We start from the raw sequence: 14,366 nt of genomic DNA, 5'->3' as shown, positions 1-14,366 counted from the left end.
GTGTCTTTTGTCTGGAGTTCTCATGTCGCTGTCCAGCGGGCTGATCGCCGCCGTCGCCCTGGCCTACATGGCCATCATGTTCGCTATCGCCTTCTACGGTGACCGCCGCGCCGCGCCGTTGCCACCGCGCGTGCGTGCCTGGGTGTACAGCCTGTCGCTGGCGGTCTATTGCACCAGCTGGACTTTTTTCGGGGCCGTAGGCCAGGCCGCCGAACAACTCTGGTCGTTCCTGCCAATCTACCTCGGGCCGATCCTGTTGCTGGTCTGCGCCCCTTGGGTCCTGCAGAAAATGGTGATGATCAGCAAACAGGAGAACATCACCTCCATCGCCGACTTTATCGCTGCGCGCTACGGCAAATCCCAGTCGCTGGCCGTGGTCGTTGCGCTGATCTGCCTGGTCGGGGTCTTGCCCTATATCGCTTTGCAACTCAAAGGCATCGTGCTCGGCGTGAATTTGCTGATCGGCGCTGGTGCTGACGCGATGGGTGTACGCGCCCAGGACACGGCGCTGATCGTGTCGCTGGTGCTTGCGCTGTTCACCATCGTGTTCGGTACCCGCAACCTCGATGCCACGGAACACCACCGGGGCATGGTTCTGGCGATCGCGTTCGAGTCGCTGGTCAAGCTCTTCGCTTTTCTTGCCGTCGGTGCATTCGTGACCTATGGCCTCTACGACGGATTCGACGACCTGTTCAATCAGGCCATGCTTGCCCCGCGGCTGGAGCAATACTGGAAGGAAACGATCAACTGGCCGTCCATGGTTGTCCAGACCGGTGTCGCGATGATGGCGATTATCTGCCTGCCCCGGCAATTCCACGTGACCGTGGTCGAGAACATCGAGCCTCAGGACTTACGCCTGGCAAAGTGGGTGTTTCCCGCCTACCTGGCACTCGCGGCTCTGTTTGTCGTACCCATCGCACTGGCAGGTCAGATGTTGCTGCCCAGCTCGGTGCTGCCAGACTCGTTCGTTATCAGCCTGCCGCTGGCCCAGTCCCACCCTGCCCTGGCACTCCTGGCGTTTATTGGTGGCGCCTCGGCCGCGACCGGCATGGTGATCGTCGCCAGCGTGGCGCTGTCGACCATGGTCTCCAACGACATGCTGTTGCCATGGCTATTGCGCCGCAACAATGCCGAGCGTCCATTCGAAGTGTTCCGTCAGTGGATGCTGTCGGTACGTCGCGTCAGCATCGTGGTGATTCTGCTCCTGGCGTATGTCAGCTATCGCTTGCTGGGCTCCACCGCGAGCCTGGCGACCATTGGCCAGATCGCCTTCGCTGCGGTGACCCAACTGGCCCCGGCCATGCTCGGCGCGCTGTACTGGAAACAGGCCAACCGCCGAGGTGTGTTCGCCGGCCTCGCCGCCGGGACATTTATTTGGTTCTACACCCTGATCCTGCCCATTGCCGCCCACAGCCTGGGTTGGTCGCTCAACACCTTCCCGGGACTGGCATGGCTGCACAGCAACCCGCTGAATCTGCCACTGACTCCGCTGACCCAGGGCGTGGTGTTATCGCTGGCGGCCAACTTCACGCTGTTCGCCTGGGTCTCGGTGCTGTCACGCACGCGGGTGTCGGAACACTGGCAGGCCGGTCGTTTTATCGGACAGGAAATCAGTGCACGCCCAAGCGCACGCTCAATGCTGGCCGTACAGATCGACGACTTGCTGCAACTCGCGGCACGCTTTGTCGGTGAGGAACGCGCTCGTCAGAGCTTCATCCGCTTCGCCTATCGCCAAGGCAAAGGCTTCAATCCGAACCAGAATGCCGACGGCGAGTGGATCGCACACACCGAACGCCTGCTGGCAGGTGTACTGGGCGCTTCATCGACGCGCGCCGTGGTGAAGGCGGCCATTGAAGGTCGTGAAATGCAACTCGAGGATGTCGTGCGAATCGCCGACGAAGCCTCTGAAGTCCTGCAATTCAACCGTGCATTGCTGCAAGGCGCGATCGAGAACATTACCCAGGGCATCAGCGTGGTCGACCAGTCGCTCAAGTTGGTGGCGTGGAACCGTCGCTACCTGGAATTGTTCAACTATCCGGATGGATTGATCAGCGTCGGTCGCCCCATCGCAGACATCATTCGCCATAACGCCGAGCGTGGCCTGTGCGGCCCAGGGGAGGCCGAAGTGCACGTCGCCAGGCGCCTGCACTGGATGCGCCAGGGCCGCGCCCACACGTCTGAGAGACTGTTTCCGAATGGGCGGGTGATCGAGCTGATCGGCAACCCGATGCCGGGCGGCGGCTTCGTCATGAGTTTCACCGACATCACCGCGTTTCGCGAGGCCGAGCAGGCGCTGACTGAAGCCAATGAAGGCCTGGAGCGTCGCGTCACCGAACGTACTCATGAACTGTCGCAATTGAACGTGGCCCTGACCGAAGCCAAAGGCACCGCCGAGTCCGCGAACCAGTCGAAAACCCGGTTTCTGGCCGCCGTCAGCCATGACTTGATGCAACCACTGAACGCTGCTCGACTGTTTTCAGCCGCCCTTTCCCACCAGGACGACGGCCTGTCCGCAGATGCCCAGAAACTGGTGCAACACCTCGACACCTCGCTACGTTCGGCCGAAGACCTGATCAGCGACCTTCTGGACATTTCCCGCCTGGAAAACGGCAAGATAAATCCCGATTCAAAACCGTTCGTGCTTAACGAGCTCTTCGACATTCTCGGTGCGGAATTCAAAGCGCTGGCTCGGGACCAAGGTCTGAATTTCCGCATCAGAGGCAGTTCGCTGCGTGTCGAAAGCGACAGCAAATTGCTGAGGCGAATTCTGCAAAACTTCCTCACCAACGCCTTTCGCTACGCCAAAGGGCCGGTGTTGCTAGGTGTTCGGCGACACAAAGGCGAGCTGAGCCTGGAAGTGTGGGACCGCGGGCCGGGCATTCCGGAAGACAAGCAAAAGGTGATTTTCGAAGAGTTCAAACGCCTCGACAGTCACCAGACGCGTGCCGAGAAAGGCCTTGGGCTCGGGCTGGCGATCGCTGACGGGTTATGCCGCGTTCTGGGACATACCTTGCAGGTACGCTCCTGGCCGGGTCGCGGCAGTGTGTTCAGCGTCCGCGTGCCGTTGGCCCGAACGCAAACCGCAATGCCCGTCAAAGTCGCCGAACTCAACGGTAAATTGCTCAGCGGGGCTCAGGTGCTGTGTATCGATAATGAAGACAGCATCTTGATCGGCATGAACAGTTTGCTGACCCGTTGGGGTTGCCAGGTCTGGACGGCGCGCAATCGTGAAGAATGCGCCGCGTTGCTCAATGAAGGCGTACGTCCGCAGTTGGCGCTGGTGGATTATCACCTGGATGATGGTGAAACCGGGACGGACCTGATGGCGTGGCTGCGAACCCGTCTGGGTGAGCCTGTGCCGGGCGTAGTGATCAGCGCTGATGGCCGGCCGGAGACGGTGGCCCAGGTGCATGCGGCGGGGCTGGATTACCTGGCGAAACCAGTGAAGCCGGCGGCGCTGCGGGCGTTATTGAGTCGACATCTGCCGTTGTAAGCCCTAAAAGATCGCAGCCTTCGGCAGCTCCTACAGGGATCTACGTGCATCTGTAGGAGCTGCCGAAGGCTGCGATCTTTTGATCTTTATTCTGGCAACTCAGCCAATCCGTCCACATCCGTCATCGCCCGCTCCAGCAAATCAGCTGGCAGACTCTTGCTCGCCCGCGCGCCCAGCAACTTGAGCTGTTCACTGCGACTCACCAGGTTGCCACGGCCCTCTGTCAGCTTGTTACGCGCCGAACTGTAGGCTTTGTCCAACTGCTGCAGGCGATTGCCGACTTCATCCAGATCCTGAATGAACAACACGAATTTGTCGTACAGCCAACCCGCCCGCTCGGCAATTTCCCGAGCGTTCTGGCTTTGGCGCTCCTGCTTCCACAGGCTGTCGATGACACGCAGCGTGGCGAGCAAGGTTGTCGGACTGACGATCACGATATTGCGGTCGAACGCCTCCTGAAACAGCGTTGGCTCGGACTGCAGTGCCGCGGAAAACGCCGCTTCTATCGGCACGAAAAGCAGGACGAAATCCAGGCTGTGCAAGCCGTCCAGCCGCTTGTAATCCTTGCCCGCCAAGCCTTTCACGTGATTGCGCAGGGACAGCACGTGTTGCTTGATGGCGATCTGGCCGATGGCATCGTCTTCGGCCGCGACGTATTGCTGATAGGCCGTAAGACTGACCTTGGAGTCGACCACCACCTGCTTGTCACCCGGCAGATAAATGATCACGTCCGGCTGAAAACGCTCGCCGTCCGGGCCTTTCAGATTGACCTGAGTCTGGTACTCACGGCCCTTTTCCAGTCCTGCGTGCTCCAGCACGCGCTCAAGAATCAGCTCGCCCCAGTTGCCTTGAGTCTTCTGCCCCTTCAGGGCGCGGGTAAGGTTCGTCGCCTCGTCGCTCAACCGCAGGTTCAACTGCTGCAGGCGCTCGAGCTCCTTGGCCAGGGAGAAACGCTCTCGCGCTTCCGCCTGGTAGCTTTCCTCAACGCGCTTTTCAAAGGACTGAATGCGTTCTTTCAACGGATCGAGCAGTTGACCAAGACGTTGCTGGCTGGATTCGGCAAAACGCTGCTCACGCTCATCGAAAATCTTGCCCGCCAACTCGGCAAACTGCGCACGTAGCTCGTCTCGCGAGCCTTGCAGGTCATTGAGACGCTGCTGGTGGCTTTCCCGCTGCTCCCGCAGCTCGGCGTTGAGCGAAGCGGTCTGCGCGTCGAGGCGACGCAAATCTGCCTCTTTGCCGGCACGTTCGATATTCCATGCGTGCGATGCATCGCGTGCGTCATCGCGTTCGATCTGCAGCAGCTCGACTTCACGACGCAAAGCCGCCAGATCCGATTGCCGCAGGGTGTTGACCTGACTCAAATCACCGATTTCATCGCGACAGGCGTCGAGCTGGGCGTTCAATCCATCCTGCGCCAGCTGGGCTGTGGACAAGCGCTCTTGCAGCAGTGCTACCTCTGACTGAAGGGTGCTCGCGCGACGCTGCAGTTGCCAGGCCATTACCAACAATGGCAATGCCGCACCTGCCAGACCAAGCAATATGCTGGTCAAGTCCATAGCCATAGCCACTCCTGCTAATTCGATAAAGCCTGAAGGTTAACCAAGGCGTCAGGTCTTGGACAGCTCAGTCTTCGGCCAGGCCTAGCTCGCGCTGGGCGCGTCGATCACCTGCCCGTGCCGCCTGGCGCAACAGGTCCTGGCCGATACGACGGTCCCGGGCGTTGCCACATTCGCGGCACATCAACTGGCCGAGGCGGCTTTGCGCCGCCACGATACCTTCACGCGCCGGTTGCTTGAGCAGGCGTCCGGCAAAGTGTTTGACGTTGGTATTTTCGCTAAGGCGCGGGCTGTCCAGTAGCCACTCGGCCACACGCATTGAAAAGCGTTTGGGTGGGGTAACAGCAGTCGGTGGAGTGGTTACGGAAACTGATACTGAACGAAACTTCATAAAACACTGTAGGGCAGATCGGAAGGCGCGCCACTCTACTCTTTTTTTCTTACAGGTAAAGCCTAAAAAAACCCGGCACGCCCGTCCTAGAGCAAGCGCTCGGGACAATCCACAGAAGCTGTGGATAAGTCAGTGGACAACCGCCCTTGAACTCTCGCAAACCCCTGTGGAATGGGGCTCGCAGTCAAACTGACGATTTTTTCACCAGTAAAAAAAAGCGATGTTTTTCATTGACTTAAATTTTGGTTACAGGCACCCACTGCGTTTGAAGGCAAGATGACAGCGGGGTGACAACGTTCGCAACTAATGTGCACAAGTACCTGCAAGGCGGTTATATCGGTGCGCTTTTTTGACGCATTTTGATGGATGAAGCTGGGGATAACCCTCGGTTTACCGTGCATCACGTTGATCCAAGCCGGCCGCAAAACGGCGCACCAGCCGTCGGATGACGGGCTACGGCCTGCGCAATCACCGGAAATCAGCGTCCGCCTGCCCCTTTCCAATGCGCTCAATGGCAATCTTTTTTGCTAACACACTTCCATTCTCAAATTCAATCCGTTAGTATCCGCGGCGTTAGTACCAAGCTGAAAGTCAATTCTGGTCGAACAAATCCCCCCGGTCAGCCTTCCCAAAGGAAGCCTCCACCGAACAAGCGGGATCGACCACCTCGATGGTTTCCAGGTAAACCTTGTGTCAACACAGCCTTTGAATCAAAAGCAAAGGGTGTTGCCAAGCTCACTTACTCTGAACGAACCAGCCTGCAAATTGATCAGGATCTTCACCCCGGGCCCAGAACCTTTGCCCTTGATGTGTTGCCTGCCCTCCTAAGTACCTACCTGCCAGCCCAAGCGCGCCAATTATCAGCGCTTCAAACTGGCTGCTTTGTTCCAGTCGGGTTCTTCGTTCGACCAACGGTGGTCGTCGTCACTGGAACGTTTTAATTTTGCACGGCTCTTATCCGTGTCGCTTGTAGGAACACCCAATAATGACTACTCAAATCCACACCCAAGATGCAATTCGCACCTTAACCAACGCTTTTGCACCAATGAACTGCCTGATCATGGCCGCTCGCAAAGGCTGCTTCAGCTTCACACTGGTTAACGAACACGGTATCGCTCGTCACAGCGAACGCCTGTACCCCGATCAATACTCCAGCGCAGAACCGCTGCAGGCCGTGATCGATCGTACCCGTCAGGCACTGGTTGCCTGATACGCCAGAAAGGCTGAAAACCTCAAAAGCCCTGCTTCAATAGCAGGGCTTTTTATTGCCTGATATTTCCCTTGTCGTCGCCAAGGCCTAAGTACTAACCGATATAACGGTTATAACTCCGCGCCGGAAATATTTTAAAAACAGGCCTTTACAGCGTGAATATGACACTACACTTCAACTCAAGCGGCGTGATCCGCTTCCGGCGAGCCTGAGTCGATTCACTGCTGCCAAGGCCCCTTCAGGCATCGCCGCCCACTTTATGTTTCGAGGGCTTTATGGGTATCGCTGCCAGCGAACTGTGCCGTTATGTGATCCGTCCGACCTTGCTCTATCTCGGGCGTCATAGCGCAACTGCCGAATCCCTGTTGCTGGGCATCGCCGCCAGCCAGTCTGCCCTCGGATCCGCCCTTCATGACCGCCGCGGCCATGGCCTCTACCGAATCGCCGAACCCCGTCATCAAGCGCTCTGGGACCATTATCTGGCCCTCGATCCGGAACGCGCCAGCCTGGTAAGAGGCCTGGCGAGTCAACATGCTTTCCTTAGCAGCCCGCACCTGGAATTGACCGTCAACCTGCGTTACGCCACTGCCATCGCCTGGCTGCTGGTCGAAGAACAAAACACCTCGCTCCCCGAAGCAGACGACCTGCTGGGAATGGCCCGAATCTGGCGCCAGACCTTCCAGCCCCAAGGACGTCTTAGAGACTTCACCTGCGCCTGGCAAACCTGTGTTTCAACTTTGAATCAGGTCGCCTGCTGATCCGCCCATTTCACAAGATCGCTCAACAGGTCGCGAATCCGGTCGGATTGTCCTACAAAACCGCTCTAACTCAAGCGATACAGCCTATAGCGCTGGGACGAAAATGTTGGTAATTTTCGCCCCGGTGATCACCAGGAGTTCTAATAATGAAAAAAGTAATGCTCAAAACCACCCTTAGCCTCGCCGTTACCCTGGCATCCACCCAGATCTTTGCAGCTGGCTTTGCCATCAACGAACAAAGTATCAGCGGGATGGGTACAGGTTTTGCCGGGCGATCTTCCTCTGCCGATGACGCAAGCACCATTTTTGGCAACCCTGCCGGCATGTCGCGCATCAAGCGCGAACAAGTCACCGGCGGCGCTGCAATGCTCGACGCACACACCGATATCAGCAACGCCAGCTCCAGCCCGAACGGCGGCAGCAACAAAGGCGACATGGTTCCCTTCATCGCCGTACCTATGGGCTACTACGTCAAGCCAATCGACGACCATTGGGCAGTCGGTGTGGGCATCTACGCTCCGTTCGGCCTGGTGACCGACTACGAGCAAGGCTTCGCTGGCCGTTACTTCGGCAGCAAGAGCGACGTTAAAATCGTGACCCTGCAACCGACTGTCAGCTACGCCTTCAACGACAAGGTGTCCATCGGTTTCGGTCCGACCATCAACCGTATCGACGGCAAGCTGGAATCGAACCTGTCGATCACCCAGGCCGCGCCAGATGGCGAAGTCAAGATCAAGGGTGACGACACCGCGCTGGGCTACAACATCGGCGTGCTGGTTCAAGCCACCGACAGCACCCGCCTCGGCCTGACTTACCACTCGAAAGTGAAGTACAAGCTCGAAGGCAACACCAAGGTCAATTACAACGTCCTGGGCCTGATCGGTCAAAACCCTAGCCAGAAGTACGATGCCTCCCTGGACCTGACGACGCCTGAGTCGGTGGACTTCTCGGTCACGCACAAACTGGATGACCAGTGGACCCTCTACGCAGGCAGCACCTGGACTCGCTGGAGCCGTTTGAAAGAGATCACCGTTGAAAACAGCGGCGTTCCTGCGGTCCTCAATGGTCAATTCGGGACCATCACCGAAGAACAGAACTGGCACGACACCTGGGCTCACGCCATCGGCGCGTCCTATCAGCTGAACAAGCAATGGGTGCTGCGTACCGGCCTGTCCTTCGACCAGGCACCGACCAACAACGAAGACCGCTCCCCACGCATCCCGACTGGCGATCGCAAGATTTTCAGCCTGGGCGCTGGCTGGAGCCCGACCGACGACCTGACCATCGACGTAGCGTATTCGTACCTGCGTGAAGATTCGGTCAAGGTTAACAACAGCAACGACCGTGGTCAGACTTACAACGCCAAGTACGAAAACTGGGCGAACGGTTTCGGTGTGGGTGCAACCTACCGCTTCTGATGATTCACGGCGAACCTGAACGGCTCGCCACCTGAATCAAAAAAGCCCCGCTCTCTTGCTAAGAGCCGGGGCTTTTTAGTGGGTGGCGATCAGGGTTGCGAAGCCAGGGCTTTCTCCACCGCGGCAATGAATTCCGGATCGTCGGGCTTGGTCAGGCTGGAGAAATTGGCGATCACCTTGCCTTGGCGATCGACCACATACTTATAGAAATTCCACTTCGGGGCGCTGGTCTGTTCGGCGAGCACCTTGAACAGATGAGTCGCATCGGCGCCGCGGACGTTCTGCGGTTCGGTCATGGTGAACGTCACGCCGTAGTTCACGTAGCAGACCTTGGCGGTCTCAGCACCGTCCTTGGACTCTTGCTTGAAGTCATTGGAAGGTACGCCGATCACCTCCAGGCCTTGAGCCTTATATCGCTGATTCAACGCCTCAAGACTTTTGAATTGCGGGGCGAACCCACAGAAGCTCGCGGTATTGACCACCACCAATGGTTTGCCCGCAAAGCGCTGGCACAGGTCGATTGATTCCTTGGCACGCAGTTTCGGCAACGAACCTTGCAACAATTCCGGACATTCCGCCGCTTGGGCCACACCACAAAACGCAACCAGTAACGCGGGAACTGCAAGCCAGCGCATCTGCATAACCGTGCATCCTTGAGAAGATCGTCAGGAAGAAGTTACTCGTCCTGACGCCCTGCTAGCAAGCGCCCATGCCCAACTGCATCAGCGCCAGTCCGCCCTGATGCCAACCCCACCACACCAGTGCCAGCAGCAACGTGCCAGCGCCCGCCAGGAGGATGCGCGGCCAGAGTCTGTTCATAGCGCACTCAGCTGGGTTTGCAGGCGCGCCACAGGCTGCTCACGAACGGGCCAATTCAGCGCTGCCGCCAACAGGCTCAAGAGAATCGCTACCTGCCAAATCAAGTCATAGCTCCCGGTCCGGTCATACACCACCCCGCCCAACCAGCCTCCGAGGAAGGAACCCAGCTGGTGAAAGAGGAAAACAATCCCTCCGAGCATGGACAGGTTTCGCACACCAAACAAGGTGGCCACGGTGCCGTTGGTCAACGGAACGGTCGACAGCCACAGAAACCCCATCGCCATGCCGAACAGGTACGCGGTCGTCGTGGTCACCGGCGCCCACAGGAACAGCCCGATCACCACGGCCCGCAACAGGTACAAACCGGTCAGCAAACGGGGCTTGGACATCCGTCCACCCAGCCATCCGGCGCTATAGGTACCGAAAATATTGAACAGCCCGATGAGTGCCAAAACGGTAGTGCCGACGGTGGCAGGCAGGTGCTGATCCACCAGATAGGCCGGCAGGTGTACGCCGATGAATACGACCTGGAAACCACAGACAAAAAAGCCGAACGCCAACAGCCAGAAACCCGAATGGGAACAGGCCTCGCGAAGCGCTTCAGAGAGGCTTTGCTCATGACCCAGCGTTGGCAGCGGTTTGTCCTTGAGCATACTCACCAGCGGCACGATCAACGCCACCAGCAGTCCCAGCACCAACAAAGCCGCGGACCAGCCAAGCCAACCGATCAATCCCAGGGTGCCCGGCAACATGGCGAACTGACCGAAGGAGCCGGCGGCACTGGCGATGCCCATACCCATACTGCGCTTCTCAGGCGGCACTGCGCGCCCGACCACGCCGAGAATCACCGAGAACGACGTACCCGAGAGACCGATACCAATCAGCAATCCGGCACTCAGGGACAGGGTCAGCGCCGAATCGGACAGCCCCATGCACACCAGACCCACCGCGTACAAAATGCCCCCGATGAGCACCACTTTCGCCGCACCAAAGCGATCAGCCAGGGCGCCAGTGAAAGGCTGCGCGAGCCCCCAGATCAAATTCTGCAAGGCAATGGCGAAGGCGAACGTTTCACGCCCCCAGCCGAACTCGGCACTCATCGGCGCGAGAAACAGCCCGAAACCGTGTCGCACACCCAGCGATAACGCCAGGATCAGCGCACTCCCCAACAGAACCCAACCACACGTACGCCACATCGATGTCATTCTTGTTCTCCGGTCGCGGGTATATACCCGCTTAAGACTGAACAAACTGGCCTCAAGCCAGTTCATCCAGCAATTTCAGCAAGATTTCACGCTTCTCGGTGCCCAGACGTTCAACCAGTCGCTGCTGCGCCGCTTCCCAGGCCGGAAGGGCCGCTGCGAGGCGGTCAGCCCCGGCATCGGTGAGCCTGACGATGCGATTGCGCATGTCCTCGCCCTCAACCAGCATCACCAGGCCTTCCCCCTCAAGCACCCGAAGGTTGCGCCCCAAGGTGCTGCGATCAAGGCCCATGGCTTCAGCCAAAGTGGAAATACTCGGCTGATCGAGGCGCTGCAGATTGCACAGAAGAGAATACTGGGCGACGTTGATCCCGAAGCCATCGAGAGCGCCGTCGTAATGCCTGCTGACGCCACGAGCGGCGCGACGCAGGTTGATACATAAACATTGGGAGTCGAGCATGATGCGTGTATATACCCGCGAGTCAGTTAAATCAAGTTACAGATAAGGTCAGGCAGAAAGATCGCAGCCTCGTTTCACCCGAAAGCGCCAACGAAAAGGTCAATACGCCAGTCTCAGATCAACGCCACGCCGACCAACACCGCGACCTCAAGCAGCTCCAGCATCGCGCCCGCCGTATCCCCCGTCGCCCCACCCAATCGCCGCAGCATCACCTGTCGCAGCCAGACAAACACCAGCGCCGCCAGCACCAGCGCAACAACACCGCTCAAACCCGCAATCAGTACGCAGGCCAACGCACTCAGCGCCAGCACACGCTTACCGGCCAATCGCGGCAAATGATCAGCCAGCGCCTGCCCCAATCCGCCTGCACGCACATAAGGCGTGGTCAGGAACAACCCCAGCAATGCAGCGCGCCCCATCAGCGGAACGATGATCAGGACAAGGCCGTGATGCTGTTCGATCAACGCCAGCAACGCAGCGAACTTGAGCAGCAACACCAGCACCAGCGTCACCACGGCAATCGGCCCGCTTCGCGGGTCCTTCATGATCGTCAGGGTGCGCTCTCGATCACCGAATCCTCCGAGCCACGCATCGGCGCTGTCGGCAAGGCCATCAAGGTGTAAAGCGCCGCTGAGCGATACCCAAGTCGTCAGCAGCAATGCGGCGTGAAGCAACAATGGCGTACCAAGCAAAAGCCAGTTCATCGCCCACAGAATCACACCAAACAGCAGCCCCACCAGCGGATAGAAAAGCAACGACCGCCCGAGTTCCTGCGGCGCCGGCATGCCCGGCAGACGAATCGGCAAGCTGCTCAGGAACTGCAAGGCAATCCAGAATGGCAGCATCTTCAGCTCGCTTCCCGCAATAAGCCGCCGGGCTCGACCGCCAGCGAAAACAACGCGCCGTGCCCGACTTCAACGTTGAGCAATTGCTCGCGCGGTAATCCCCGGGCCTGAGCCAGCAACAACCGCATGACGCCTCCGTGACTGATCAACAGCACCCGCTCCCCCGCATAGGCCGCGTGCAGACGCTGGACTGCCGCCAATACCCGCGCCGAAAAGTCCACGACGGGCTCGCCCTGAGGCGGTGTGAACGAATAGGGGTCAGCCCAGAACTGGCCCAACGCTTCGGCGTCGGTCTCCATCAGCGCCAAGGCACTCTGCCCTTCCCAGGCACCGAAATGCAGCTCCTGCAGATCTTTTTCGAGTTGCACCGGCAAGCCCAATTGCGCACCGAGTTCGTGGGCAAACCGCGCGCAACGCTGCAACGGCGAACTGACCAGACGGTCCCACGGGCCTTGCTCGATGACGGCCCCGCGCATCTGCGCCCAGCCGGTGTCAGTCAACGCGTCGTCGAGACTGCCGCGCAAGCCGCCGCCGAGTTCGGTTTCGCCGTGACGCAACAGATCGAGCCGCAAGGTCATGCCGGACGGTCCGCGACGGCGGCTTCGGCGAAAGTCGCCATCTGGCCGTGGAGGTCGCAGGCCAGACGCAGCAACGGCACGGCCAACGCCGCACCACTGCCCTCGCCCAGGCGCAGACCGAGGTCCAGCAGCGGTTCAGCACCCAGCGCTTCCAGCACGTACCGATGACCCGGCTCGGCGCCACGATGACCGAACAACAGCCAAGGACGAGATTGCGGGTTCAACCGCACCGCCACCAACGCGGCAACACTGCAAATGAAACCGTCCACCAGCACTGCAACGCCTTCCTGCGCACACGCCAGATAGGCGCCGACCAGTGCTGCGATTTCGAAACCGCCGAGGTTGAACAGCGTCTGCAAGGCATCGCCACGCTGAGCATTGTGCAACGCCAATGCGCGCTCGATGACCTGGGCTTTATGGCTGACGCCCGCTGCGTTCAGCCCGGTGCCCGGCCCGGTGAGGTACACCACCGGGCAATCGAGCAGCGCGCAGGCTAATGCACTGGCTGCGGTGGTGTTGCCGATGCCCATTTCGCCACCGATGAACAATTGCGCACCCGCCGCCAGTGCTCGCTGCACACTGTCGCGTCCCGCCTGCAGCGCAAGTTCACCCTGGGTTTGAGTCATGGCCGCAGCTTCTACAAAATTCGCCGTACCGGGACCGATGTTCAAGTGGCGTACACCAGGCAAATTCAGCGCCGGATTGACGGTGCCCAGGTCCACCACTTCCAGCGAAGCGCCCAACTGACGCGCCAGCACACTGATCGCCGCACCGCCGCTGACGAAGTTGTGCAGCATCTGCCCGGTCACTTCCTGGGGAAAAGCAGACACACCTTCGGCAACCACACCGTGGTCACCGGCAAATATGGCGATCCACAGTTGATCGAGGGAGGGTTTGACCTGCCCCTGCATCCCCGCCAGTTGCACCGCCACCGACTCGAGACGACCGAGAGAACCCGCGGGCTTGGTCAGCTGTTGTTGCCGGGCCTCAGCCTGTTCGATGCTCTGGGCGTCGATGGACTTGCAAGGGTTCAGCCACCAGGATTGAGTCATAACGCGGTTCCTTTCAAAGTCAGGGGCAGACCGGCGACAGTCAGTACGACGCGCTGGCAGCGTTCGGCCAAGGCTTGATGCAGCCAACCGGCTTCATCGACATAGCGACGCGTCAATTCGCCCAGCGGCACGACGCCCATTCCGGTCTCGTTGCTGACAAAAATGATTTCACCCGGCAGCGACGCCAGGCAATCCAGCAGCGCTTCACGCTCGACCGTCAGCCGTTCGGCATCGTCGAGCATCAGCAGATTGGTTAGCCACAAGGTCAGGCAATCGACCAGCAGGCAGCGGTCGGCGCCAGCGGTTTCACGCAGCACGCGAGCGAGCTCAAGGGGTTCTTCGATCAGCGCCCATTCGGCTGGACGACGCGCGCGGTGATGGAGCACCCGCTGGCTCATTTCACCATCCAGAGGCTGGCTGGTGGCGATATAGGTCACCGCCAGTTTGCTGTCAGAAGCGAGCTTTTCGGCCAGGCGGCTTTTGCCGGAGCGGGCACCGCCGAGGATCAGTTGGAGCATGGTTTATTCCTTGAAATCTTCGGTGAGGCATCGGGCCTTATCGCGAGCAGGCTCGCTCCCACA

General features: G+C 59.3%; 14 protein-coding genes. 4 read left to right on the top strand and 10 right to left on the bottom strand.

All coding sequences use genetic code 11. The annotated features are described in order from the left end of the window. Window positions 1-22 precede the first annotated feature (22 nt). Window positions 23-3,493, top strand: a complete 3,471-nt coding sequence (locus ACA063_RS08275; protein ID WP_497665453.1) for a hybrid sensor histidine kinase/response regulator — start codon at window positions 23-25, stop codon at window positions 3,491-3,493. Window positions 3,494-3,579: 86 nt separating this feature from the next. Here the strand turns inward: ACA063_RS08275 and ACA063_RS08270 are convergent, their stop codons facing one another. Beyond that, on the bottom strand, window positions 3,580-4,944 hold the full coding sequence (locus ACA063_RS08270; protein WP_178114271.1) for a DNA recombination protein RmuC: 1,365 nt from the start codon (window positions 4,942-4,944) through the stop codon (window positions 3,580-3,582). 175 nt (window positions 4,945-5,119) lie between these two features. Continuing rightward, window positions 5,120-5,443, bottom strand: a complete 324-nt coding sequence (locus tag ACA063_RS08265) for a sel1 repeat family protein (RefSeq protein WP_497665452.1) — start codon at window positions 5,441-5,443, stop codon at window positions 5,120-5,122. Between the two features lie 985 nt (window positions 5,444-6,428). Between ACA063_RS08265 and ACA063_RS08260 the strand changes: the two genes are divergently transcribed. The 3 genes from ACA063_RS08260 to ACA063_RS08250 all read left to right on the top strand — a co-directional run bounded on the left by ACA063_RS08260 (window position 6,429) and on the right by ACA063_RS08250 (window position 8,829). Then, window positions 6,429-6,653 carry a hypothetical protein gene (locus ACA063_RS08260; protein ID WP_162436092.1) on the top strand — a complete coding sequence of 75 codons (225 nt, stop codon included), beginning with the start codon at window positions 6,429-6,431 and terminating at the stop codon, window positions 6,651-6,653. Window positions 6,654-6,928: 275 nt separating this feature from the next. After that, complete coding sequence (locus tag ACA063_RS08255) at window positions 6,929-7,411, top strand: hypothetical protein (RefSeq protein ID WP_194690604.1); 483 nt, start codon at window positions 6,929-6,931, stop codon at window positions 7,409-7,411. Between the two features lie 146 nt (window positions 7,412-7,557). Then, entirely contained in the window at window positions 7,558-8,829 is a 1,272-nt protein-coding gene (locus ACA063_RS08250; RefSeq protein ID WP_497665451.1) for an OmpP1/FadL family transporter, read from the top strand. Between the two features lie 89 nt (window positions 8,830-8,918). On the opposite strand, the gene ACA063_RS08245 is transcribed toward ACA063_RS08250, so the two are convergent. The 8 genes from ACA063_RS08245 to cobU all read right to left on the bottom strand — a co-directional run bounded on the left by ACA063_RS08245 (window position 8,919) and on the right by cobU (window position 14,303). Further along, the gene (locus ACA063_RS08245; protein ID WP_162436089.1) at window positions 8,919-9,470 is read right to left on the bottom strand and encodes a glutathione peroxidase; all 552 of its coding nucleotides are present in this window, start codon (window positions 9,468-9,470) and stop codon (window positions 8,919-8,921) included. A gap of 55 nt (window positions 9,471-9,525) precedes the next feature. Continuing rightward, the gene (locus ACA063_RS08240) at window positions 9,526-9,648 is read right to left on the bottom strand and encodes a hypothetical protein (protein WP_497665450.1); all 123 of its coding nucleotides are present in this window, start codon (window positions 9,646-9,648) and stop codon (window positions 9,526-9,528) included. Next, window positions 9,645-10,853 (bottom strand): MFS transporter, encoded by a 1,209-nt coding sequence (locus ACA063_RS08235; protein WP_497665449.1) that lies wholly within the window; start codon window positions 10,851-10,853, stop codon window positions 9,645-9,647. The genes ACA063_RS08240 and ACA063_RS08235 overlap by 4 nt, the downstream gene beginning before the upstream one ends. Before the next feature lie 52 nt (window positions 10,854-10,905). Then, window positions 10,906-11,310: a MarR family winged helix-turn-helix transcriptional regulator gene (locus ACA063_RS08230; protein WP_497665448.1), complete on the bottom strand. Its 405-nt coding sequence runs from the start codon at window positions 11,308-11,310 to the stop codon at window positions 10,906-10,908. Window positions 11,311-11,423: 113 nt separating this feature from the next. After that, the gene (locus ACA063_RS08225; RefSeq protein ID WP_497665447.1) at window positions 11,424-12,155 is read right to left on the bottom strand and encodes an adenosylcobinamide-GDP ribazoletransferase; all 732 of its coding nucleotides are present in this window, start codon (window positions 12,153-12,155) and stop codon (window positions 11,424-11,426) included. A gap of 2 nt (window positions 12,156-12,157) precedes the next feature. After that, window positions 12,158-12,733 carry an alpha-ribazole phosphatase family protein gene (cobC, locus tag ACA063_RS08220; RefSeq protein WP_497665446.1) on the bottom strand — a complete coding sequence of 192 codons (576 nt, stop codon included), beginning with the start codon at window positions 12,731-12,733 and terminating at the stop codon, window positions 12,158-12,160. Then, window positions 12,730-13,785 carry a nicotinate-nucleotide--dimethylbenzimidazole phosphoribosyltransferase gene (cobT, locus tag ACA063_RS08215; protein ID WP_497665445.1) on the bottom strand — a complete coding sequence of 352 codons (1,056 nt, stop codon included), beginning with the start codon at window positions 13,783-13,785 and terminating at the stop codon, window positions 12,730-12,732. Before cobT ends, cobC begins: the two co-directional genes overlap by 4 nt. Then, the gene (cobU, locus tag ACA063_RS08210) at window positions 13,782-14,303 is read right to left on the bottom strand and encodes a bifunctional adenosylcobinamide kinase/adenosylcobinamide-phosphate guanylyltransferase (RefSeq protein ID WP_497665444.1); all 522 of its coding nucleotides are present in this window, start codon (window positions 14,301-14,303) and stop codon (window positions 13,782-13,784) included. Before cobU ends, cobT begins: the two co-directional genes overlap by 4 nt. Between the last annotated feature and the right edge of the window lie 63 nt (window positions 14,304-14,366).

It is taken from the genome of Pseudomonas sp. LBUM1643 (genome assembly GCF_059716215.1).
This window is presented reverse-complemented; position numbering and strand designations above follow the sequence as displayed.